Here is a 23,449-nt window from a genome sequence, read left to right as displayed (position 1 = left end):
CCCGAGGGCCCGCGCCGGCAGACGTACGCGGCCCCCGCCGTCAGTAGCGCCCCCGCCCTCAGAAGAACCCGCCGGTCTGCGGGAGCTGCGGTGCGCCCTGCCAGAAGCGGAAGTACTCCTGGCCGATGAAGGTCTCCAGCTCCGAGACGCCGAGGCCGCGCAGGATCGCGTCGACCAGGTCGAAGAACACCCGGTTGACCTCCGGCACCCACAGGAAGACGAAGACCGCCAGCAGTCCGAACGGCGCGAACGGCTCCACCTGCCGCCGCAGCTTCCGCGACAGCCACGGTTCGAGCACGCCGTAGCCGTCCAGCCCCGGGACCGGCAGGAAGTTCAAGATCGCCGCGGTCACCTGGAGCAGGGCCAGGAAGGCCAGCGCGTAGCGGAACACGGCCGGTACGCCCGACAGCGCGTGCAGCCAGAACGGCGCCGTGCACACCGCCGCGAACAGGATGTTCGTCAGCGGCCCGGCCGCCGAGATCAGGCTGTGCCGCCAGCGCCCCCGGATCCGGCCGCGCTCGATGAACACCGCACCGCCCGGCAGTCCGATCCCGCCCATGATCACGAAGATCACCGGCAGCACGATGCTCAGCAGCGCATGGGTGTATTTCAGCGGGTTCAGGGTGAGATAGCCCTTGGCCTCCACGGAGATGTCACCGCTGTGCAGCGCGGTGCGCGCGTGGGCGTACTCGTGCAGACACAGCGAGACCACCCAGCCGGACACCACGAAGCAGAACACCGCGACACCGGTGTACTCCCCGAGCGTCCCGGCCCACACGGCCCACCCCGACACCGCCATGACGGCGGCAAGCGCGAGGAAGACCGGGCTGACGCGGCGGTCGGCGCGCCGGATTGCTGTGGTCATGGTGCGGGCTCCCGGATTCTGGTGAGGGGCAGCCCTGACCGTAACCGCGGCGGGGCGCGCGGCGCACGGTCCCCGCGGAACTGCTGCGTCCGCGGGACCCCTCCTCCCGGTCCCCGTGCCCCGAAATCGAAAGCCGATACCTTCCGGCTTCCGCCTTGCACGACAATGGGCCGGTGCATTACGGAATTCTCGGCACCACCCAGGCAGGACGGGCCGACGGCACCCCCGTCGCCCTCGGTGGCGCACGCCTGCGTGCGCTGCTCGCCGCCCTCGCGCTGCGGCCCGGCCGGGCGCTGTCCCCGGAGTCGCTGATCGACGACATCTGGGGCGCGGACCCGCCCGCCGACGCGGCCGGTGCGCTCCAGGCACTGGTCGGCCGGCTGCGCCGCGCCCTGGGCCATGCCGAGATCGCCTCGGTCGACGGCGGCTACCGGCTGTGCGCCGAGCCCGACGCCGTCGATCTGCACCGCTTCGAACGTCTCGCGGCGGAGGGCGCCCGGGCGCTGGCCGACGCGGATCCGGCCCGGGCCGCCGCCCTGCTCGATGACGCCCTGGCGCTCTGGCGCGGCCCGGTCCTCGCCGATCTCCCGGACGCCGGCGTCGAGGTGGCCCGTGCCGAGCGCCGCCGGCTGGACGCCCAGTGCAGCCGCCTCGCCGCCGATATCGCCCTCGGCCGGGCCGCCCAGGCGCTGCCCGCCCTCCTCGCGCTGTGCGAGGACCACCCCCTCGACGAGCCGCTCCAGGCCCTGCGGCTGCACGCCCTGCGCGCCGCCGGCCGCACCGCGGAGGCCCTGGCGGCCTACGAGGAGATACGCATCGGCCTCGCCGAACGCCTCGGCGCCGACCCGGGCCCGGAACTGCGCACCCTGCACGCGGAGTTGCTCCGTCCCCCGCCGCAGCATCCGCCGACGAACCCCCCGCCGCCCCTGATACCCGGCGCCCCGGCCACCGGCCACCCCAGGACCCCCGACCCTCACCCTCACCCCCACCCCCACCCCCGCCCCGGCAATCTCCGGCCCCGGCTCACCTCCTTCGTCGGGCGGGACACCGATCTCGCGGCGATCCGCGCCGATCTGGCCGCGCACCGGCTGGTGACGCTGCTGGGCCCCGGTGGCGCCGGGAAGACCCGGCTGTCGCAGGAGGGCGCCGAGACCGCCGCGGCCGCCGCGCCGGAGACCTGGCCGCACGGCGTATGGCTGGCCGAACTGGCGCCGGTGGACGATCCGCAGACCGTGCCCGAGGCGGTGCTGACCGCACTCGGCGCCCGCGAGACCGTCGTCCGCGGCACCACCGCGGAGGGGCTGCGCGCCGCCGCCGACCCCACGGCGCTGGACCCGCTCGCCCGGCTCGCCGAGCACTGCGCGGGACGCCGGATGCTGCTCGTCCTCGACAACTGCGAGCATGTGATCGACGCCGCGGCCGAGCTCACCGAGCGGCTGCTGGCCGACTGCCCCGGGGTGACGGTGCTGGCCACCAGCCGGGAGCCGCTGGCCGTACCGGGTGAGGTGCTGCGGCCGGTCGAGCCGCTGCCCGACCCGGTCGCGCTGCGGCTGCTCGCCGACCGCGGGGCCGCCGCCCGCCCCGGCTTCCGGGTCGAGGACGACCCGGCGGCCTGCACCGAGATCTGCCGCCGGCTGGACGGGCTGCCGCTCGCCATCGAACTCGCCGCCGCCCGGCTGCGGTTGCTCTCGCCGCGGCAGCTGGCCGACCGCCTCGACGACCGGTTCCGGCTGCTGACCAGCGGCAGCCGGACCCTGCTGCCCCGGCAGCAGACGCTGCGCGCCGTCGTGGACTGGTCCTGGGAACTGACCGATGAGCCCGAACGGGCCGTGCTGCGGCGGCTGTCCGTCTTCGCCGGCGGGTGTGATCTGGCCGCCGCGGAGGAGGTGTGCGCGGGCGACGGGGTCGACGGACGCGAGGTGGCCGGGCTGCTCGGCTCGCTGATCGACAAGTCGCTGGTGGTGGCGGCGCCGGCCGGCCAGGAAGCCGGCACCGGCGGGCAGATGCGCTACCGGCTGCTGGAGACCGTGGGGGAGTACGCCGGGGAGCGGCTGGACGAGGCGGGGGAGCGCGCCGGTGCCGAGCGCCGGCATCTCGTCGCCTACCGCGAACTGGCCCGTACCACCGACCCGTTGTTGCGCGGACCCGGCCAGCGCGCCGGTATGGAGCGGCTGGAGCTGGAGCACGACAACCTGCGCACCGCGCTGCGCCGGGCCCTGGCCGCCGGGGACGAGCACGAGGCGCTGTGTCTGGTGCTGTCCCTCCAGTGGTTCTGGTCGCTGCGGGACCACCGCAGCGATGCCCGGCACTGGGCGACCGCGGCCGGCGCGCTCGGCCCCAACCCCTTCGCCGAGCCCGCCGAACCCGCCCCCGACCTGCACGAGAGCCCCATCGACCGCCCGCCGCCGATGGCGCCCGAGCAGCTGCTGGAGGCCCGCCGTGAGGTCCGGCTGGTCGCGCTCGCCAGCATGGACAGCGATATCGCGGCGCTGCGCGATCCGGTGATGAAGGAGGAGCTGGCGGGGCTGCTCGCCGCCTACCGCCCCGGCATGCCGCAGACCTGCAAGGTGCCCGGCGTGATGTGGTTCTACGCGGTGATGGTCACCGGGCGGGTCGACGAGCTGGCGGAGCTGGTCGACGGCGCGGTGCGGGCCTGCCGCGGCTTCGGCTACGACTGGGAGTTGGCCTACACCCTCCAGCTGCGCTCCAAGGTCTTCAACGACCACCCCGGCGTGCTGGCGCAGGCGGCCGACGACGCCGACGAGGCGCTGCGGCTCTTCCTCCGGCTCGGCGACGCCTGGGGCGCGGCCGAGGCGCTGTCCGGGCGCGGCGAGAGCCATGAGAGGCGAGGTGCGTACGGGGCGGCGGCGGACGACTACCGGGCGGCGATGGTGCATGCCGAGGACCTGCGGGCACACGGCCAGATCCTGCTGCTGCGCTGCCGGCTGGGCGCCGTGCTGATCGAGGACGGCCAGGCGGAGGCCGGTGAGCGGATGCTGCGCGAGGTGCTGGCCGACGCCGCGAAGGGCAACAGCGGCCGGGACACCGAGCCGTTCGCGCGGCTGACCCTCGCGATGCGGCTGACGGCGACGGGGCGCCTCCAGGAGGCGCGGACCGAACTCGAGCACGTCCAGGAGCTGTTCGCCCCGCGCGCCCCCGACGTCTTCTCCGGGATGCTTCAGGCCCTGCTGATCTCGCTGGATGTGGACGAGGGCTGCCGGGAGGGGCTGCTGCCGAGGTTCCGGCAGTCCATGGAGCTGTTGCAGGACTCCATGGCGCAGCTGGTGGCGCCGGACCTTCCGGTGGTCCAACTCCTCACCGGCGCACGGGTGTTGATGGCCGAGCGGGGCGCCGCGGCGGGCCGGGACGCGGCGCGTCTGGTGGGTGCGTACGACGCGCTGCGGGCGGACGGCCAGGTGCCGCCGCAGCTGATCCGCAGGGACCGGGCGCGTACGGAGGAGGCGGCGCGGGCACTGCTGGGCGATACGGCGTACGCCCGCGCGTACGCCGAAGGCGGTGGCCTCTCACTCGAGGAGGCCGCCGCCCTCATCTGACGCGCGCCGGGCGGGAAGCGCGCCGTCTCGTCGCCGCCGGCCGACGGCTCACCGGTGGCCGGCCAAAGCCGTCCCGCGGGGGAGCCCCCCCCGCGGGACGCGCATCAGGTCTTCGTGCGGAACTTCCGCACCGCGAGCGGCATGGTGACCGCCGTGATGGCGACCGCCCAGCCGAGCGTGACCAGTGTCGGGTGCGCCACCGCGCCCTCGCCGTTGACCAGCGCACGGGCCGCGTCCGCCAGGTTGGAGACCGGATTGACCTGGGTGAAGCCCTCCAGCCAGCCGGGCATCGACGTCGGCGGCGCGAAGATCGACGAGCCGAACTGGAGCGGCATCAGCACCACCATCGCCATGCCCTGGACCGCTTGCGGGGTCTTCACGGCGAGCCCCAGCAGGATGAAGATCCACATCAGGGCCGCGCCGAAGACCGTGGACAGCGCGATGGCCCCGAGGAACTCCACGATGCCGCCCCGGATTTCCAGGCCCAGCAGAAAGCCCATGCCGAGCAGGATCGCGGTGGCGACCAGCATCCGGCCGATCTCGACGACGATCTTGGCTATCAGGACCGAGGACCGGGCGATGGGCATCGTCCGGAAGCGGTCCATCACTCCCTTGCGGAAGTCCTCGTTGACGCCGGTGCCCACCGCCATGGCGATGTTCATGCCCATCATCGCCATCATGCCGGGCACCAGGCGCTGGATGTACTCCTGCTGGTTGTCCTTGCCGGCGATGGCGCCGCCGAAGACGTAGGTGAACAGCAGGATGAAGATGATCGGCATCAGCAGGACGTCGAACATCGACTCCGGGTCCTGTTTGATCTGGAGGGCGTTACGGCGCACCAGGGCGCCGATGTGCCGCAGATTGGCACGGAGTCCGATCCGGCCCTCGTCGGCGCCGGGCCTGGTGACCGGCGCCGTCATCGTCACGGTACTCATGCCGGCACCCCCGCGTACTGCTGGTCCATGTCGTCCTCGGCTGTGTCGGCCCGGGAGGTCTTCTGGCCGGTGATGGCCAGGAACACCTCGTCCAGGCTGGGTAGATGGGTGCTGATCCCGGCGAGCGTGAAGCCCTGCCGGCTGAGCAGACCGACCACCTCGGTCAGCTGCTCATCGCTGATGATCGGCACGTTGACCACTCCCCCGTGGTGGTCAGCGGTGGCCCCCGCGATGCCGTCCAGTCCGGCCTGCTCGATGGCGGTGACCATCCGGCCCAGCTCGCTCTCGTCCGACGGCTGGATCTGGAGCGTCCGCCCGCCGACCTTGGCCTTCAGCTCGTCGACCCGGCCCTCGGCGATCACCCGGCCGCGGTCGACCACCGTCAGCTCGTTCGCCAACTGCTCGGCCTCTTCCATGTACTGGGTGGTCAGCAGCACCGTCGCGCCCTCGCGCACCATCCGCTGGACCTCCTCCCACACCTCGTTACGGGTACGGGGGTCCAGACCGGTGGTCGGCTCGTCCAGGAAGAGCACCGCCGGCCGGCCGATCATCGAGGCGGCCAGGTCGAGCCGGCGGCGCATCCCGCCGGAGTACTTGGCGGCGGGCCGCTTGGCGGCGTCGGTCAGCGAGAACCGCTCCAGCATCTCGTCCGCGCGCCGGCGGGCGTCCTTGCGGGACAGATCGAGCAGCCGCCCGATCATGTAGAGGTTCTCCCAGCCGGAGAGCTTCTCGTCGACAGAGGCGTACTGCCCGGTCAGGCCGATGGTGCGGCGCAGCGCGCGGGGCTGGCGCACCACGTCGAAGCCGGCCACCACGGCCCGGCCGGCGTCCGGCACCACGAGGGTGGACAGGCAGCGCACCAGCGTCGTCTTCCCGGCACCGTTGGGGCCGAGCACCCCGAGCACGGTGCCTTCCTTCACGTTCAGGTCCACCCCGTCAACGGCCTTCACCGCGCCGAAGTGCTTGACCAGCCCGCGCACCTCCACGGCGTTGCCGCCCTTGGCGGATATCGTCTTTCGCGTCATGTCTTTACGGTGTCAGCCGCCACCGACACGGCGCCTACAGGCTGCCGACAGCGGGTCCGGCGCCCCCTACGGCGGGCCGATGGTGCACGCTCCCTTTTCGCCCGGTGCCCCACGGGTATACCCGGGCCGGTTTGACACTGCTCGATCACGACCGGTTAAAAATGCGTGGGGCATCTTAAGTCGTTGGTGTTCTGGGCGAGTTTCGGGGGAAACGGGGCCGGGGGAATGGGGGAGCGTGGATGACCGTACGCATTTACTTCAACGTGGCGGATCTCGCCAGAACGCATATCGCCGAGCGGCCCGATCCCCTGTGGGAGGCAGTGCTCAGCATGCACGTCCTCCAGCGCCATGAGGGCGCGCCGGCCTTCACCCGCTGGCGCCGGCGGACGCTCCCCCGGCTCGACGGCTCGGCTCGCGCACTGCTCACGCTCGCACCACCACGCGGCTACCGCCCCGACTTCCTCACCCCGACGGGCTCCGCACTCGGTCTGGAACAGGGGCTTCGGAGCCTGGCGGCCACCTCACCCGATCGCTTCCGTGCCGACCTCGGCCTTTTCGCCCGGCTCCACCGTATTCCCTTGTGGGTCCGTGACCTGAGGCCAAGGAACCTGCCCCGTATCGCGGACGCGATGCGCGAGTACTACTCCGTGGCTGTTCGCCCCTATGAATCCCAGCTCCGCAGCCATGTCCAGGCCGACTCGTCGTTACGGACACTGGCCCTTCAGAGCAGCGGCATCGACGTACTGCTCAATTCCCTGTGTCCACAGGTGCGTTGGCAATACCCCCTGCTGGAGGTGCACTCCGAGAGTCCGGACCGGGACATCCGCCTGGACGGTCGCGGACTGCGGCTGATCCCCTCGTTCTTCTGCTCACACGGCCCGATGATGCTGAGGGATCCACAACTGCCGCCGGTGCTCGTCTATCCGGTCAAGCCACGCCCGGGCTGGGAGTATTCCACCCATGGCTCCGGCAGGGCTCATGGCGGTGTGAAGAGCCCCTGCGCCGCTCTTGTGGGCAACACCCGCGCTGCGGCCCTGGAGGCCATAGCCGACGGCTGCACCACCTCTGAACTGGCCCGCCGGCTGGAGGTGTCACCGGCTGCTGCCAGCCACCACACCGCGATCCTCCGGGAGGCCGGGCTCATCTCTTCGCAGCGCTCGGGCGGCAGTGTCCAGCACACGCTCAAGCCGCTGGGGAAGGCCCTGTTGTGCTGCTGACCGAACGGCCACCGTGGGGCAAGGGCACAAGGCATCCGCAGGCATCCTCAGGCGGCGTCAGGGAAAGGAAAAGGCCCTTTAGCGCCTGCGCCGGCCCGGTTCAACGGATTTAAGCAGGGCTGAATGCGGTGGCCGCACACGCTTCGTTCACGGCACGTTGATGCCCACGGGTAACACCGACGTTTGCCCGTGGGCCATACCTGAGCGAGGCACCGCGCGCACGGCCCATTGCAGTAATCCGTTGAAGGGGGAAATATGTTCGCAGTTTCCACATTGTCGCGTTCCGGGCGAGGTATCGCCCTCACGGCGGCACTGGCCGGCCTCAGCGTCATCGGATTGGCGGGACCCGCCGGCGCCGCTGACGCAAAGCCCGCGGCCAAGGCCAGCTGCATTCTGAAGGCGGGCAAGCCGTACCTGGAAGGCGGGAAGATCAAGGGGAACGCCCGCGCCAACAGCTGCGGTGGCAAGTGGGACCACGCCGTCCTCATTCTCTGGGCAGGCAACCCCACACCGAGCGGTGTCCGGTGGTTCTCGCAGGACTCCAACAGGAGCACCAAGCTCGACGGCTTCGAGTCCACGTGGATGGTGTCCAAGCGCTGCTCGGCTCCGGTGATGTACCGGACTCAGCTGCTGGCGAGCAAGAACGGGGACTACGTCAAGAATTCCAACAGTTCCTCGGTCTCCATCGGCAGCTGCTAGCGACGCCGGAACAAACGTCCCCCGCCGGGTCCGGGGTTGCTCGGACCCGACGGGGGACGTGGACGCGGCTGCTGACGGGTCCGGCAGTCGTCAGGGCAGTCCCTAGTGGAAGGTGTGCTCCTCGGCCGGGAAGGAGCCCCCGACGACCTCCTCCGCGAACGCCTTGGCCGCGCCGCCGAGCAGCGCGCGCAGGTCGAGATACTGCTTGACGAACTTCGGGACCCGGCCGGCCGTCATGCCGGCCATGTCGGTCCACACCAGGACCTGGGCGTCGCAGTCCAGGCCCGCGCCGATGCCGACGGTGGGGATGTAGAGCGATCGGGTGACCTCGGCGGCCAGCTCGGCGGGTACGGCCTCCAGGACGACCGCGAACGCACCGGCGTCCTGCACCGCCTTGGCGTCCCGCAGCAGCTGCTGGGCCGCCTCCTCGCCGCGGCCCTGGACGGGGTAGCCGCCGTAGGCGTTGACCGACTGCGGGGTCAGGCCGACGTGGGCCATCACCGGGATGCCGGACGAGACCAGCAGCTCGACCTGGTCGGCCGAGCGCTCACCGCCCTCCAGCTTGACGGCGCCCACGCCGGCTTCCTTCACCAGCCGGGTGGCGTTGCGCAGCGCCTGCACCGGGCCCTCCTGGTACGAGCCGAACGGCAGGTCGCCGATGACCAGCGCGCGCTTGGTGCCCCGGACGACCGCCGCGGACAGCAGGGTGATCTCGTCCATGGTGACCGGCACGGTGGATTCGTAGCCGAGGTGGCAGTTGCCCATCGAGTCGCCGACGAGCAGGACGGGGATGCCGGCCTCGTCGAAGACGGAGGCGGTCATGGCGTCGTAGGCGGTCAGCATCGGCCACTTCTCGTCGCGCGCCTTGGCGGCGGCGATGTCGCGGACGGTGACCCGGCGCGAGCCGGTGCCTCCGTAGAGCGACTTGTCGACCGGCTTCTGGGCAGGCGAAAGCTGCGTCATGATGACGGCTCCTGTTCTTCATCTCGAGGCACCCTGACGGCGTCCCCGGAATCCCCTCCATGCTGGCACGGCCCGCGCACAAAGGAAAAGGGAACGGGCGCAAGCCGGTCCGTTCACCCGGAGGAGGGGACGCGCCCGCGCCCTGCTTTCAATACGGAACGGGTCCGTATCGGAAGCCCTAGGGTGCCCGGCATGGCCACCTCACCCCCCGCCCCGGACGCACCGCCGGCCCGCCAGGTCCCGGACCGCATCCACCGCCGCCGCTGGGCGATCCTGTCCACCCTCATGCTCAGCCTGCTGATCGTGGTGCTGGACAACTCGATCCTCAACGTCGCCATGAAGACGATCGCCACCCCGGCCCCCGCCGGCCTCGGCGCCACGCAGAGCGAGCTGGAGTGGGCGATCAACTCCTACACCCTGGTCTTCGCCGGTCTGCTGTTCACCGCGGGTCTGCTCGGCGACCGGGTCGGCCGCAAGAAGATCCTGCTCTTCGGGCTGGCCGTCTTCGGTGCCGGGTCGGTGCTGGCCGGGGTCTCCGGCTCGCCCGCCGAGCTGATCACCTTCCGGGCCGTGATGGGCCTGGGCGGCGCCTTCGTCATGCCGGCCACCCTCGCCATCCTGATGAACGTGTTCGAGCGGGACGAGCAGCCCCGGGCGATCGGCATCTGGGCCGGCGGGGTGGGCATCGCCATCGCGGTCGGCCCGATCGCCGGCGGGCTGCTGCTGGACCACTTCTGGTGGGGCTCGGTCTTCATGATCAACGCGCCGATCGTGCTGCTCTCGCTGGTCGCGATGGTGGTCCTGGTGCCCGACTCCAGGGACCCGCACCCCGGCCGGATGGACCCGTTCGGGGTGCTGCTGTCCGTCGTCGGGCTGGTCCTGCTGGTCTACGGCATCATCAAGGGCGGTCAGCTCGCCGACTTCTCCGACCCGCAGGTGGTCGGCACGGTCGTCGGCGGCCTGGTGGTGCTGACCGTCTTCGTGCTGCACCAGAAGCGCAGCGACCATCCGTCCATCGACATCAGCTACTTCCGCACGCCCGCCTTCTCGGCCGCCATCGCCGCCATCGCGCTGGTCTTCTTCGCGCTGATGGGGGTCTCGTTCTTCGCCGTCTTCTACATCCAGAGCGTGCGCGGCTTCAGCCCGCTCCAGGCCGGGCTGCTGTTCCTGCCGCTGGCCGCCGCCCAGCTGCTCTTCGCGCCACGGGCCCGGCTCGCCGTGGACCGCTACGGCGCCCGCGCGGTGTGCACCTTCAGCATGTTCGTGGTGGCCGACACCATGCTGGGCCTGCTGCTGCTCAACGAGGCGACCCCGATCTGGATCATGGAGGCGCTGCTCTTCCTCCAGGGCGCCGGGATGGCGCACATCATGCCGCCGGCCACCGTCGCGGTGATGCAGTCGCTGCCACGCGAGAAGGCCGGCTCCGCCTCGGCGCTCAACAACGTCTTCCGGCAGGTCGGCGGCACCCTGGGCGTCGCCGTCCTCGGCTCGCTGCTGTCGACGAGCTACCGCGACGGCATCGAGGACACCCTCGACGCGGTGCCGGGACTGCCGGCCGCCGCCCGGCACGCGGCCGGCGAATCCATCGAGGCGACCCTCGGCCTCGCGGACCGGATGGGCCCGGCCGGCCGGCCGCTGGCCGCCGCGGCCGACGACGCCTTCATCCACGCCATGCATGTCACCGCGCTCGGTTCGGCCGTCGTCGCGCTGATCGGGGCGCTGGTGAGCGTGCTGTTCCTGCCCGGCAAGATGGGACCAGCGCCGCAGGCGGCGGAGCCCCGGGAAGAGCGGAAGGCGGGCGCGGGGAGATGAGCCGGGCGGCGGAGGACCCCGAGGGCGCGGCAGCCGGGGGGCGGCCGGGCTCGGCCCCCGCGGGCCGCGGCCGGCCACGCAGCGCCGCCGCCGACTCCGCCATCATCGAGGCCGTGCTGCGCCTGATCGAGGACGGGGCCTCCATAGGAGAGTTGTCCATGGAGGGCATCGCCCGCGCGGCGGGCGTCGGCAAGGCCACGGTCTACCGCCGCTGGTCCGGCAAGAGCGCGCTGCTGCTCGACGTGATGCGGTCCCTGGACGTCCCCGGCCCGCCGCCGGGCGGCCTCTCGGTGCGCGACGACCTGGTCGCCCTGCTGGAGTTCCTGCGCCGCCGCGGACTCGCCAAGCGCGGCTCCGCGCTGCTGCGCACCCTCGTCAGCCAGGTGCGGACGCAGCCGGAGTTGTGGGCGGAATATCACGACACGGTGGTACGGGCCCGCCGGGAGGCGCTGCTCGGGGTGCTGCGGCGCGGGGTGGCGAGCGGCGAGATCCGCGCCGACCGCGATCTGGAGATGCTCGCCGATCTGTTCGTCGGCCCGCTGCTGTCCCGCGCTCTGCTCCATGAGTGGAAGGAACTGCCCGAGGGCCTCTCGGCGGATATCGTCGACACGGTCCTGGAAGGCGTACGGCCGACGGCGGACACGGCGGGCTGAACGCCCCGGCACCCGTGCCGGGTTGAACACCCCGTCAGCTCCCGTCGGACGGGCGGGAAACCACGGGTGAACGGGCGGGGGCCCGCCGGGGGAGGCCGCCCGGAGCTCCGCCGTATGACCGGATCATGCTCGTTCTGTCACAGCCGAGGTCACAACCCCCGGGGGCCGGAACCCGGAGCCGTCACCGGGCCGTCCTCACTTCTAAGAAAGCCCATTACGGACCATCGCCTAGGGTCGGAGATCCCAGGTGAGGCGCAGCGACGCAAGGTAGTGAGGACAGCGACATGGCGCAGGCATATATGACGGAGCCGGGACAGGGGCACACCCCCGGGCAGGCCGGTTCCCGGGCCGAACGCCTGCGGAACTGGTGGCGCCCGGAGGGCACCTGGCGGCGCGGCCTCGTGCTCGCGGTGCTGGCCATCCTGCTCGGGCTGCTGATGATTCTGCACGCGGAGGTCCCCAACACCCCGGGAAACTGGGGCAGTCTGCTGGAGACCTTCCTGCCGTGGGTGGGGCTGGGCATCCCGCTGCTGCTCATCGCCGCGCTGCTGCGCCGCTCGGCGAGCGCGCTGGTCGCCCTGGTGCTGCCGGCCTTCGTGTGGGTCAACCTCTTCGGGGGCCAGGTCACCGACAAGGCCGGTGAGGGCGGCAACCTCACCGTGCTCACCCACAACGTCAATGTGGCCAACCCCGATCCGGCGGGCACCGCCAAGGACCTCGTGGCGTCCGGCGCCGATGTGGTGGCCCTGGAAGAGCTTTCCGGCAACGCCCTGTCGACTTACCGTCAGGGGCTGGCGAAGACGTATCCGTACCACACGATCGAGGGCACGGTCGGCCTGTGGAGCAAGCGTCCGCTGACCGACACCCGGCCGGTGGACACCAAGATGGGGTGGAACCGCGCGCTGCGGGCCACCGTCACCGCCGCCGACGGCCAGCAGGTCGCGGTGTATGTCGCCCATCTGCCGTCGGTACGGGTCAACGCCGCGAAGGGCTTCACCGCCAACCGGCGGGACGCCAGCGTCGCGGCGCTGGGCGAGGCGATCGCCGCCGACCCGGTGAAGAAGGCCGTGCTGCTCGGCGACCTCAACGGCACCATGAACGACCGCTCGCTGGCCCCCGTCACCTCCCAGATGCGCTCCGCCCAGGGCGCCGCGGGTGACGGCTTCGGCTTCAGCTGGCCGGCGGCGTTCCCGATGGCCCGGATCGACCAGATCATGATGAAGGGGATGGACCCGGTCAAGGCATGGGTGCTGCCCTCGACCGGCAGTGACCACCTTCCGGTCGCGGCCTCGGTGAAGATCTGACGGACGGCGGGGCGCGGGGCCGACGGGGAGCGGAAACGGGTTCGTCATGCCCCGTTCTCCGGAGGGAATACTGAGCCTGAGAGACTTTGTTCCGTAGGAGAACTTATTGCTTACGGTCCGCTGTCCGCGTGCCCGCCGCACGCAACACCCCGAAAGGTCTTTCATGCCCTTGGCTCTGCTCGCGCTCGCGATCTCGGCCTTCGGTATCGGCACCACGGAGTTCGTGATGATGGGCCTGCTGCCCAACGTCGCGGACGATCTGGGCACCTCGGTGCCCACCGCCGGCTACCTCGTCTCCGCCTATGCCCTCGGCGTCGTCATCGGCGCCCCGCTCCTGACCGCCCTCGGCTCCCGTATCCCGCGCAAGCGGATGCTGGTCTCCCTGATGGCGCTCTTCACGGTCGGCAACCTCGCCTCCGCCCTGGCCCCCACCTTCGGGTTGCTGGTCGCCGGCCGGCTGCTGGCCGGTCTGCCGCACGGTGCGTTCTTCGGCGTCGGCGCGGTGGTCGCCGCCCGGCTGGTGCGGGAGGGCCGCCAGGCCCGCGCGGTCGCCACGATGTTCCTCGGGCTGACCATCGCCAACATCATCGGGGTGCCCGCCGCGACCCTCCTGGGCCAGCAGCTCGGCTGGCGCGCCACCTTCCTCGTCGTGGCCGCCATCGGCCTGGTCGCGATGGCCGCCCTGGCCCGGCTGATCCCCCCGCTGCCGGCCGACGAGCGCACCGGCCTGGGCCGCGAACTGCGGGCGCTCGGTGACCGCCAGGTGCTGCTCGGCCTGCTCACCACCGTCTTCGGCTTCGCCGGGATCTTCGCCGTCTACAGCTACCTCGCGTCGATGATGACCGAGGTCACCGGCTTCGCGGAGGGCACGGTCCCGCTGGTCCTCGCGCTGTTCGGCATCGGGATGACCCTCGGCGCCCTGGCCGCGGGCCCGCTCACCGACCGGGCCCTGCGCCCGACCCTGTACGGCTCGCTGGCCGCCCTGGCCCTGGTCCTGACCGCCTTCCACTTCACCGCCCAGGTGAAATGGGCCGCCCTGGCCACGGTCGTCGTCATCGGCGCCGTCGGCTTCCTGACCACCACGCCGCTCCAGATGCTGGTCATGAACAAGGCCCAGCAGGCCCCGACGCTGGCCGCCGCCTCCAACCAGTCCGCCTTCAACCTCGCCAACGCCGGTGGCGCCTGGGTCGGCGGCCTGGCCCTGGCGGCCGGCTGGGGCTGGACCTCCCCGACGCTGGTCGGCGCGGTCCTGGCGGCCCTCGGCCTGGCCGTCGCCCTGGTGGCCGGTCTCCTGGACCGCGGCGACCGGGACCCGTCCCGGATCGTGGCCCGCAGCGGCGAGACGGAGACGGAGCAGATCACGGGCGAAACGGAGACGGAGCAGGTCACCGGCGCGGCGGTGCCGGCCGGGGACCGCATCGGCTGACCGCGCAGGGGCGCCCGGCCGGGGGCGGACGGGGACAGCCCCTCACCCCGCCGCCCTCACCCACGCCCCTGACGCCCCCTCAGGCCCCTTCCCGCCAGTGGTTGGTGATCGGCAGTCGGCGGTCCTTGCCGAAGCCCTTCGCGGAGATCTTGGTGCCGGGCGGGTACTGGCGGCGCTTGTACTCGGCGTGGTCGACCATCCGCAGCACCCGCGTCACCAGCTCGTCGTCGAAGCCCTGGGCGACGATCTCCTCCCGGCCGTGGTCGCGGTCGACATACAGCTCCAGGATGCGGTCCAGGACGGCGTAGTCGGGGAGCGAGTCGGTGTCGACCTGGCCGGGGCGGAGTTCGGCGCTCGGGGGCTTGCTGAGGGTGTGCTCCGGGATCGGCGGGGTCTGGCCGCGGTCGGCGGCGGCCTGGTTGCGCCAGCGGGCCAGCTGGTAGACGACGGATTTGTAGACGTCCTTGATGGGGCCGTAGCCGCCCACCGAGTCGCCGTAGAGCGTCGAATAGCCGCAGGCCAGCTCGGACTTGTTGCCGGGGGCGAGGACCAGGTGGCCCTCCTGGTTGGAGACGGCCATCAGGGTGGTGCCCCGGAGACGCGACTGGAGATTCTCCTCGGCCAGGCCGGTCAGCGGCAGCGCGGCCATGTAGGCGTCGAACATCGGGCCGATCGGCACCGTACGGAAGGACAGGCCCGTACGGCGGGCGAGTTCGGCGGCGTCGGTGAGGGAGTGCTCCGACGAATAGCGGGACGGCATCGCCACCGCATGCACCTGGCCCGCCCCCAGCGCGTCACAGGCCAGAGCGGCGACCAGCGCGGAGTCGATCCCGCCGGAGAGCCCGAGCACCACGCTGCGGAAGCCGTTCTTGGCGACATAGGCCCGCAGGCCGACGACCAGCGCGGTGTAGATCTCCTCCAGATCGGTGAGGCGCTCGGCCCGGCCGCCGGGGGTCTCGGGAGGGTAGGGCGGCAGCGGGGCGGGGGAGAGGGTGACATGGGTGACGCGCAGCCCGTCGTTCAGGACCCCCGAGGGAGGCTCGGGCGCCGCGGCCGGCAGGTCCAGATCGACCAGCACACAGCCCTCCGCGAACTGCGGCGCCCTCGCGATCACCCCGCCGTGCCTGTCGACCACGATCGAGTCGCCGTCGAAGACCAGCTCGTCCTGCCCGCCCATCATCGCCAGATAGGCGGTGGTGCAGCCGGCCTCCTGGGCCCGCCGGCGGACCAGCTCCAGCCGGGTGTCGTCCTTGTCCCGCTCGTACGGCGAGGCGTTGACCGACACCAGCAGCCCGGCGCCCGCGCTGCGCGCCGCCGGCACCCGCCCGCCGTCCTGCCACAGGTCCTCGCAGATGGCCAGCGCGACATCCACCCCGTGCACCCGTACGACGGGCAGCGTGTCGCCGGGGACGAAGTAGCGGAACTCGTCGAAGACGCCGTAGTTGGGAAGGTGGTGTTTGGCGAAGGTCAGCGCGACCTCGCCGCGGTACAGCACGGCGGCGGCGTTCTGCGGGGCGCCCGCGGGACGGCCGTAGCGCGGGGTGGCCTGCGTACCGCGGTCGAGATAGCCGACGATCACCGGCAGGTCGCCCAGGCCCTGCCCGTCCAGCCGGGCGGCCAGCGCCCGCAGCGCGGCGCGGCTCGCCTCGACGAAGGAGTGGCGCAGCGCGAGGTCCTCGACGGGGTAGCCGGTCAGCGCCATCTCGGGGAACGCGACGAGGTGGGCGCCCTGGCCGGCGGCGTGCCGGGTCCAGTGCAGGATCGTCTCGGCGTTCCGGTCGAGGTCGCCGACACAGGAGTCGATCTGATTGAGGGCGAGACGAAGTTGAGGCACCCCGCCAGTCTAATCGTCTTTCTGACGCAATGGGGGGGAGCGGTACCGGCGGCGCCGCGGACGGGTTTTAGGGCGACACCGCCTTGCCCACCGCCCGCCCCGTAGGCCGGCCGCCCCTAGTCCTTCAGATAGCCGAGCACCGTCATCATCCCCGACTCCGAGTGATAGACGTTGTGGCAATGGACCATCCACAGCCCGGGGTTGTTGGCGTCGAAGTCGACATCGAGGCTGCGCCCCGGCAGCACGATCGCGCTGTCCTTGCGGGGCCCGCCGTTCGGCAGCGCGAAGTGGTGCCCGTGGATGTGTACGGGGTGCCACATCCGGGTGTGGTTGCGGATGGCGAGCCGCACCCGCTCACCGGCCCGGATCGGGTCCCGGTGGGACGGTGTGTACTGCCGCCCGTTGATCGCCCAGTCGAACTTCGCCATGGAACCGGTGAGCTTCAGCTCGACGGTGCGGTCGGGGCGGCGGGACACGGCCCGTGCGCTCTCGGCCGCCCGGAGCCGGTAGGCGGACAGCAGCCGGCCGTCCAGCTCCCCGGGCCGGGCGGACTCCCCGGGTGCCTCGCCGCTGCCGGTCCGCAGCACGGCCCGGACCAGATGTTTCTTGCCCTCGGCGAGCGCGGCCAGCGGGAAGACGCCGTCCTTGGCGGTGACCAGGACGTCATAGCGCTCACCCATGCCGAGCACCAGGGCCTCGGTCTCGGCGTGCTCGACGGGGAAGCCGTCGGCGTGCGTCACCGTCATGGCGTGGCCGCCGAGCGCGACACGGTAGGCGGTGTCACCGCCCGCGTTGAGGAAGCGGATCCGGATGCGGTCGCCGGGCTTGGCGCGGAAGGTCTCCGCGTCCTTGGCGAGCCGGCCGTTGATGAGGTGGTACGGGTAGTCCACATCGCCCGCCTCGCCGCCCAGCAGCTTGCTGTAGGAGCCGGTGAGCATCCGCGACGGGCCGCCGCCGGGCTCGGAGCCCGCGGCGGGCGCGTCGTGCGCCCCGCCGGTCTCGCCCTCGTCCATGTGCATGCCCCCGTGGCCGGACCCGCCGCCCGTGCCGCGGTTCAGCTCGGCCATCACGCTGTCCGGGGTGCTGCCGTCCACCCCGTCGACCCAGTCGTCCAGCACGACGACCCATTCCTTGTCGTAGGAGAGCGGCTCCCTGGGGTCCTCGACGATCAGCGGTGCGTACAGTCCGCGGTCCTGCTGGACGCGGGAGTGCGGGTGCAGCCAGTAGGTGCCGGGGTGGGTGACCGTGAACCGGTACGGGAAGGAGGCGCCGGGCATGACGGGCCGCTGGGTGAGGGTGGGGACCCCGTCCATGTCGTTGCGCAGCGCCAGTCCGTGCCAGTGCACGGAGCTGGACTGCGGCAGATGGTTGACCAGGGTCATGGCGAGTGTGTCGCCCGTCGTGACCCGGATTTCCTTGCCGGGCAGTGCCTCGCCGTACGCCCAGGTGTCGACGGTGTGGCCGCCCAGGTCGATACGGGCCGGGGTGGCGGTCATGGTGAACTCGCGCACCGGGCCCGGGCTCCGCTTGCGCTCGGCCTCGGCGACCTCCGGGCCGTCCGGCGTGACGTAGTCGGACGGGGTGGGGCGGTGGGGCCCGGGGGTGTGGTCCCTGCCGTCCGTGCCGGAGTGCGGGCCGGAGCTGAATTCGCCGGTGGCACGGGCGGCCAGCAGACCGCTGCCGACGACGGCGATACCCGCGCCGAGCAGGGCGCGGCGGGAGTGCGTACGCATAGAGAAGCACCTCGTGACGGTGTCGCTGGGTGATGTGGGGACGGGGGCACTGCCGCGGACTCCGGCGGGCGTCGGCGGAGCGGGCGCGCTCCTGCACGGGGGCCGGCGGGGGCGCGCTCCTACACGCGCGGCGCCGGCGGGCGGCCGGGGAGTTCCTGGCGCGGCGGCGCGGATATGGGCCACGGCCCGGCGACGGCCTTGCCCTGTTCGCGCATCGCGGCCCTCTCGTCGGAACGGCAAACCGGCGGACGCCGGGGAGGCCGGCATGCCCGCAGGCTACCCCCTAGGGGTATCGGCCTCGAGTGGTGGTCCGCCAATGGAGTGCACCGGCGGCCGTCGGCGCTCCGGGCCCTCCCGGCCCGGCCGTCCACGGTCCTCCGCCTCGGTGCCACCGCTGAACTTGCCACCACCCGCCCATTCTTGGCCCTTGCGCGCCACGGGCGGGCCCGGCGTTCCGTACCGGCGCCCGGGTCCACCCGATCACCTGGCTCGCCGTGACAACGGCCCGCTCTTCCGCGGCGGGGCGAGCGGTGCCGGATCGCTCGGAGGCGGCCGCGATGCCCCCCGCGGTCCGGGGAACGGACCCCTCAATTCCGGGTCAATGAGCTCTCAGTGCGCGGCCAAGAGTGGGCCAAGCCCCCCGATTGCCGCCGCCGGCCGCGCTGAGCTGCTGTGCTGCGGGAAGGATGCGAGGTGAGAGTTACGGGACGGCGGTTCTGGTTCAGGCCAAGGGTGCGTAATGTGACGGTAACCCCCTCACGTGATACTGGTGCCACAGCACGTTGTTCCACGTGGCTGGACGGGCCGATTGACCTGCAAGGATTGGTGACCCCATGGACAAGCAGCAGGAGTTTGTGCTCCGTACGCTCGAGGAGCGCGACATCCGCTTCGTACGGCTGTGGTTCACCGACGTGCTCGGGTTCCTCAAGTCCGTGGCGGTGGCCCCCGCGGAGCTGGAGCAAGCCTTCGACGAGGGCATCGGCTTCGACGGCTCGGCCATCGAAGGATTCGCACGGGTGTACGAATCCGACATGATCGCCAAGCCCGACCCCGGCACCTTCCAGATCCTGCCCTGGCGCGCCGAGGCCCCCGGCACCGCCCGGATGTTCTGCGACATCCTGATGCCGGACGGCTCCCCCTCCTACGCCGACCCGCGCTATGTCCTCAAGCGCATCCTGGCCAAGACCTCCGACCTCGGGTTCACCTTCTACACCCACCCCGAGATCGAGTTCTTCCTGCTCAAGGACAAGCCCGTGGACGGCTCCCGGCCGATCCCCGGGGACTCCTCCGGCTACTTCGACCACACCCCGCAGAACGTCGGCATGGACTTCCGCCGGCAGGCGATCACGATGCTGGAGTCGATGGGCATCTCGGTGGAGTTCAGCCACCACGAGGGCGCCCCCGGCCAGCAGGAGATCGATCTGCGCTACGCCGACGCCCTCTCGACCGCCGACAACATCATGACGTTCCGGCTGGTCATGAAGCAGGTCGCGCTGGAGCAGGGCGTGCAGGCCACCTTCATGCCCAAGCCGTTCTCGGAGTACCCGGGCTCCGGCATGCACACCCACCTCTCGCTCTTCGAGGGCGACCGCAACGCCTTCCACGAGTCCGGCTCCGAGTACCAACTCTCCAAGGTCGGCCGCTCGTTCATCGCCGGTCTGCTGCGGCACGCCGGGGAGATCTCCGCCGTCACCAACCAGTGGGTCAACTCCTACAAGCGCATCTGGGGCGGCGCCAACCGCACCGCGGGCGCCGGCGGCGAGGCCCCCTCCTACATCTGCTGGGGCCACAACAACCGCTCCGCGCTCATCCGCGTGCCCATGTACAAGCCCGGCAAGATGGGCTCGACCCGGGTCGAGGTCCGCTCCATCGACTCCGGCGCCAACCCGTATCTGTGCTACGCCGTGCTGCTCGCCGCCGGCCTCAAGGGCATCGAGGAGGGCTACGAGCTGCCGGCCGGCGCCGATGACGACGTCTGGGCGCTGTCCGACTCCGAGCGCCGGGCGATGGGCATCGAACCGCTGCCGCAGAACCTCGGCGAGGCCATCGAGCTCATGGAGCGCAGCGAACTGGTCGCCGAGACCCTCGGCGAGCACGTCTTCGACTTCTTCCTCCGTAACAAGAAGCAGGAGTGGGAGGAGTACCGCTCCGAGGTCACCGCCTTCGAGCTGCGCAAGATGCTGCCCGTGCTCTGAGCCACCGCGCCACCGAGAGGCTTGCACCCATGGCACTTCCCGCTCCGCAGGGACGGCGGAGCAGCACCTTCACCCGGCTGCTGAGGCACGGTTTCACCGACCCCTCGGCGGCCGGGGAGCTGCTCGAATCCGCACCGTTCGCGTCCGTACGCGATGACTCGGTACTGCTGGAGGCGCTGGGCGCCACCGCGGACCCGGACCTCGCCCTGCACAGCCTGGCCCGGCTGGTGGAGGCCCAGGACCCGGACGAGCAGCAGGCGCTGCTGAGCACCGTCGTCGCGGCGAAACCGCTGCGCGACCGGCTGCTGGGGGTGCTGGGCGCCTCCGAGGCGCTCGCCGACCACCTCGTCCGGCATCCGCACGACTGGCAGTCGCTGGTCACCTACGAGTCGGTGGATCTGCACCCCACCACCCCCGAGTTCGAGCTGGCGCTCGCCGAGGGGATCTGGGGCGGGGCGAACGCCGAACGACCGCGCGCGGACGCGCTGCGCACCGCCTACCGCCGCTCCCTGCTGGGCATCGCGGCCCGCGACGTGTGCGGCACCACCGATGTCGCCGAGGCCGCCGCGGAGCTGGCGGACCTGGCCACCGCCACCGTCCGGGCCGCCCTGGAGATCTCCTACGAAGAGGCGCCCGGCGACGCCGCGGTGTCCCGGCTGGCCGTCATCGGCATGGGCAAATGCGGCGGCCGCGAGCTGAACTACGTCTCCGACGTCGATGTCATCTTCGTCGCCGAGGCCAAGGAGGGCGTGGACGAGGCCAAGGCCCTCCAGGCCGCGACCCGGCTCGCCGCCCGCATGATGCGGCTCTGCTCGGACAACACCGTCGAGGGCACGATCTGGCCGGTGGACGCCAATCTGCGCCCCGAGGGCCGCAACGGCCCGCTGGTGCGCACCCTCTCCAGCCATCTCGCCTACTACCAGCGCTGGGCCAAGACCTGGGAGTTCCAGGCGCTGCTCAAGGCCCGCCCGATGGCCGGTGACCTCCAGCTGGGCCAGGAGTACGTGGACGCGCTGGCGCCCATGGTCTGGGAGGTCGCCGAGCGGGAGAACTTCGTCGCCGATGTGCGCCAGATGCGCCGCCGGGTCGTCGAGAACATCCCCGCCGCCCAGGTCGAGCGGGAACTCAAGCTCGGCCCCGGCGGACTGCGCGACGTCGAATTCGCCGTCCAGCTGCTCCAGCTCGTCCACGGCCGCAGCGACGCCACGCTGCGCAGCGCCACCACCCTCGACGCCCTCGCCGCGCTGGCCGCCGGCGGCTACGTCGGACGCCAGGACGCCGCGGCCCTGGACGCCGCCTACCGCTTCCTGCGCACGCTGGAACACCGGATCCAGCTCTTCCGGATGCGCCGTACGCATCTGATGCCCGAGGACGAGGGCGAACTGCGGCGGCTGGCCCGCTCGTTGGGCCTGCGCACCGAGCCGGTCGACACCCTCCGCAGGGAGTGGCGGTGGCACGCCCGCGAGGTGCGCCGGCTGCACGAGAAGCTCTTCTACCGGCCGCTGCTCGACGCCGTCGCCCACCTGGAGCCCGGCGAGACCCGGCTCTCCGCCAAGGCCGCCGGCCACCGCCTCGAAGCGCTCGGCTACGCCGACCCGGTCGCCGCGCTGCGCCACCTGGAGGCGCTGGCCTCCGGCGTCACCCGCAAGGCCGCCATCCAGCGGACCCTGCTGCCGGTGCTGCTCGCCTGGTTCGCGGACTCCGCCGACCCGGACGCCGGACTGCTCAACTTCCGCAAGGTGTCCGACGCGCTCGGCAAGACCCCCTGGTACCTGCGGCTGCTGCGCGACGAGGGCGCCGCCGCCGAGAACCTCGCCCGGGTGCTCTCGGCCGGCCGGCTGGCCCCCGATCTGCTGCTGCGCGCCCCCGAGGCGGTCGCCCTGCTGGGCGCCCCCGACGGGCTCCAGCCACGCGGCCGGGCCGCCCTGGAACAGGAGGTGCTGGCCGCGGTCGGCCGCGCGGACGGTGCCGAGGCCGCGGTCGCGGCGGCCCGCGGGGTGCGCCGCAGAGAGCTGTTCCGTACGGCCGCCGCGGATGTGATCGGCGCGTACGGCACGGAGTTCAGCCCGGCGGCGAACGACCACGGCCGCTCCGTCGACGCCGTCGGCTCCGCCGTCTCCGACCTCAACGCCGCCACCCTCGCCGGAGCGCTGCGCGCCGCGGTCCGCGAGCAGTGGGGCGACACCCTGCCCACCCGCTTCGCGGTGATCGGCATGGGCCGGTTCGGCGGCCATGAGCTCAACTACGGCTCGGACGCCGACATCCTCTTCGTCCACGAGCCGCGCGAGGGCGCCGACGAGCAGGAGGCCGCCAAGGCCGCCCACGCCGTCGCCAACGAGATGCGCCGGCTGCTCGAACTCCCTTCCTCCGACCCGCCGTTGCTCATCGACGCGGACCTCCGCCCGGAGGGCCGCACGGGCCCGCTGGTGCGGACCCTCGCCTCCTACGCGGCCTACTACCGGCGCTGGTCCCTGGTCTGGGAGTCGCAGGCCCTGCTGCGCGCCGAACCGGTCGCCGGCGACATCGACCTGGGCGAGCGGTTCATCGAGCTGATCGACCCGCTCCGCTACCCCGCCGAGGGCCTCGGCGACGACGCGGTCCGCGAGATCCGCAAACTCAAGGCCCGCATGGAGGCCGAACGGCTGCCCCGCGGCGCGGACCCCACCACCCACGCCAAGCTGGGCCGCGGCGGCCTGAGCGACGTCGAGTGGACCGTCCAGCTCCTCCAGATGCAGCACGGCTGGGAAATCCCCGGCCTGCGCACCACCCGCACCCGCGAGGCGTTGGCCGCTGCCCATGCGGCCGACCTGATCGGCACCGAGGACGCCCAGACCCTGGACGAAGCGTGGGTCCTGGCGGCCCGGGTCCGCAACGCCGTCATGGTGGTGCGGGGTCGGCCCGGCGACACCTTCCCCGTCGACGGCCGCGAGTTGTCCGCGGTCGGCCGCTACCTCGGCTACGAGGAGGGCCAGACCGGCGAAATGATCGACGACTACCGCCGGGTGACGCGGCGGGCGCGCAGCGTGGTCGAGGAGATCTTCTACGGGGCGTAGTTTCTTCCCACGTTTCGGCTGCGCTTTGCCTTCGGTCCACGTTTTCGGCTGTCCCGCCTTTCCGCTGCGCTTTGCCTTCGGCCCACGTTTTCGGCTGTCCCGCCGTGGTGGTTGCTCGCCGTTGCGCCTGCGGCGGGCGGGGTGGTTTGTGGGTGTGGTGACGGGCCTCCGGGGCCTGCTG

The 23,449-nt window shown here is 72.0% G+C and carries 15 protein-coding genes; 9 read left to right on the top strand and 6 right to left on the bottom strand.

The window, feature by feature from the left end; all coding sequences use genetic code 11:
• Positions 1 to 58 precede the first annotated feature (58 nt).
• Entirely contained in the window at positions 59 to 865 is an 807-nt protein-coding gene (locus tag ACFWJW_RS32210) for a site-2 protease family protein (RefSeq protein WP_387247771.1), read from the bottom strand.
• 173 nt (positions 866 to 1,038) lie between these two features.
• Here ACFWJW_RS32210 and ACFWJW_RS32205 point away from each other — a divergent pair, with 173 nt between their 5' ends.
• The gene (locus tag ACFWJW_RS32205) at positions 1,039 to 4,419 is read left to right on the top strand and encodes a BTAD domain-containing putative transcriptional regulator (RefSeq protein ID WP_387247769.1); all 3,381 of its coding nucleotides are present in this window, start codon (positions 1,039 to 1,041) and stop codon (positions 4,417 to 4,419) included.
• Between the two features lie 104 nt (positions 4,420 to 4,523).
• Here ACFWJW_RS32205 and ACFWJW_RS32200 read toward each other — a convergent pair whose 3' ends face one another.
• Together ACFWJW_RS32200 and ACFWJW_RS32195 are read right to left on the bottom strand one after the other, a co-directional pair.
• Entirely contained in the window at positions 4,524 to 5,354 is an 831-nt protein-coding gene (locus ACFWJW_RS32200) for an ABC transporter permease (protein ID WP_387247767.1), read from the bottom strand.
• Positions 5,351 to 6,379, bottom strand: coding sequence for an ATP-binding cassette domain-containing protein (locus ACFWJW_RS32195; protein WP_387247765.1), 1,029 nt, complete (start codon positions 6,377 to 6,379; stop codon positions 5,351 to 5,353). The genes ACFWJW_RS32200 and ACFWJW_RS32195 overlap by 4 nt, the downstream gene beginning before the upstream one ends.
• A gap of 239 nt (positions 6,380 to 6,618) precedes the next feature.
• Between ACFWJW_RS32195 and ACFWJW_RS32190 the strand changes: the two genes are divergently transcribed.
• Positions 6,619 to 7,596, top strand: a complete 978-nt coding sequence (locus tag ACFWJW_RS32190) for an ArsR/SmtB family transcription factor (protein ID WP_387247763.1) — start codon at positions 6,619 to 6,621, stop codon at positions 7,594 to 7,596.
• Between the two features lie 255 nt (positions 7,597 to 7,851).
• A complete protein-coding gene (locus ACFWJW_RS32185) occupies positions 7,852 to 8,295 on the top strand; it encodes a hypothetical protein (protein WP_387247761.1) in 444 nt (147 codons plus the stop codon).
• Between the two features lie 102 nt (positions 8,296 to 8,397).
• Here the strand turns inward: ACFWJW_RS32185 and panB are convergent, their stop codons facing one another.
• Positions 8,398 to 9,258, bottom strand: a complete 861-nt coding sequence (panB, locus tag ACFWJW_RS32180) for a 3-methyl-2-oxobutanoate hydroxymethyltransferase (protein WP_387247758.1) — start codon at positions 9,256 to 9,258, stop codon at positions 8,398 to 8,400.
• A gap of 192 nt (positions 9,259 to 9,450) precedes the next feature.
• Here panB and ACFWJW_RS32175 point away from each other — a divergent pair, with 192 nt between their 5' ends.
• The 4 genes from ACFWJW_RS32175 (at position 9,451) to ACFWJW_RS32160 (ending at position 14,453) form a co-directional block, all read left to right on the top strand.
• Positions 9,451 to 11,070 (top strand): MFS transporter, encoded by a 1,620-nt coding sequence (locus tag ACFWJW_RS32175; protein ID WP_387247756.1) that lies wholly within the window; start codon positions 9,451 to 9,453, stop codon positions 11,068 to 11,070.
• The gene (locus ACFWJW_RS32170) at positions 11,067 to 11,723 is read left to right on the top strand and encodes a TetR/AcrR family transcriptional regulator (RefSeq protein WP_387247754.1); all 657 of its coding nucleotides are present in this window, start codon (positions 11,067 to 11,069) and stop codon (positions 11,721 to 11,723) included. Before ACFWJW_RS32175 ends, ACFWJW_RS32170 begins: the two co-directional genes overlap by 4 nt.
• Before the next feature lie 299 nt (positions 11,724 to 12,022).
• A complete protein-coding gene (locus tag ACFWJW_RS32165) occupies positions 12,023 to 13,027 on the top strand; it encodes an endonuclease/exonuclease/phosphatase family protein (RefSeq protein ID WP_387247808.1) in 1,005 nt (334 codons plus the stop codon).
• Positions 13,028 to 13,190: 163 nt separating this feature from the next.
• Positions 13,191 to 14,453: an MFS transporter gene (locus ACFWJW_RS32160; protein ID WP_387247752.1), complete on the top strand. Its 1,263-nt coding sequence runs from the start codon at positions 13,191 to 13,193 to the stop codon at positions 14,451 to 14,453.
• A gap of 79 nt (positions 14,454 to 14,532) precedes the next feature.
• Here ACFWJW_RS32160 and ACFWJW_RS32155 read toward each other — a convergent pair whose 3' ends face one another.
• Both ACFWJW_RS32155 and ACFWJW_RS32150 read right to left on the bottom strand, forming a co-directional pair.
• On the bottom strand, positions 14,533 to 16,287 hold the full coding sequence (locus ACFWJW_RS32155; RefSeq protein ID WP_387247750.1) for an NAD+ synthase: 1,755 nt from the start codon (positions 16,285 to 16,287) through the stop codon (positions 14,533 to 14,535).
• Positions 16,288 to 16,403: 116 nt separating this feature from the next.
• A complete protein-coding gene (locus ACFWJW_RS32150) occupies positions 16,404 to 18,020 on the bottom strand; it encodes a multicopper oxidase family protein (protein ID WP_387247748.1) in 1,617 nt (538 codons plus the stop codon).
• A gap of 833 nt (positions 18,021 to 18,853) precedes the next feature.
• Between ACFWJW_RS32150 and glnA the strand changes: the two genes are divergently transcribed.
• The gene (gene glnA / locus ACFWJW_RS32145) at positions 18,854 to 20,215 is read left to right on the top strand and encodes a type I glutamate--ammonia ligase (protein ID WP_387247746.1); all 1,362 of its coding nucleotides are present in this window, start codon (positions 18,854 to 18,856) and stop codon (positions 20,213 to 20,215) included.
• Positions 20,216 to 20,244: 29 nt separating this feature from the next.
• Positions 20,245 to 23,268, top strand: a complete 3,024-nt coding sequence (locus ACFWJW_RS32140; RefSeq protein WP_387247744.1) for a bifunctional [glutamine synthetase] adenylyltransferase/[glutamine synthetase]-adenylyl-L-tyrosine phosphorylase — start codon at positions 20,245 to 20,247, stop codon at positions 23,266 to 23,268.
• The last annotated feature ends 181 nt before the right edge of the window (positions 23,269 to 23,449 follow it).

This window comes from Streptomyces sp. NPDC127097, from assembly GCF_042724075.1.
Lineage (GTDB): Bacteria > Actinomycetota > Actinomycetes > Streptomycetales > Streptomycetaceae > Streptomyces.
The sequence above is the reverse complement of the archived record's forward strand: the minus strand, read 5'-3'. Positions and strand labels throughout refer to the sequence as shown.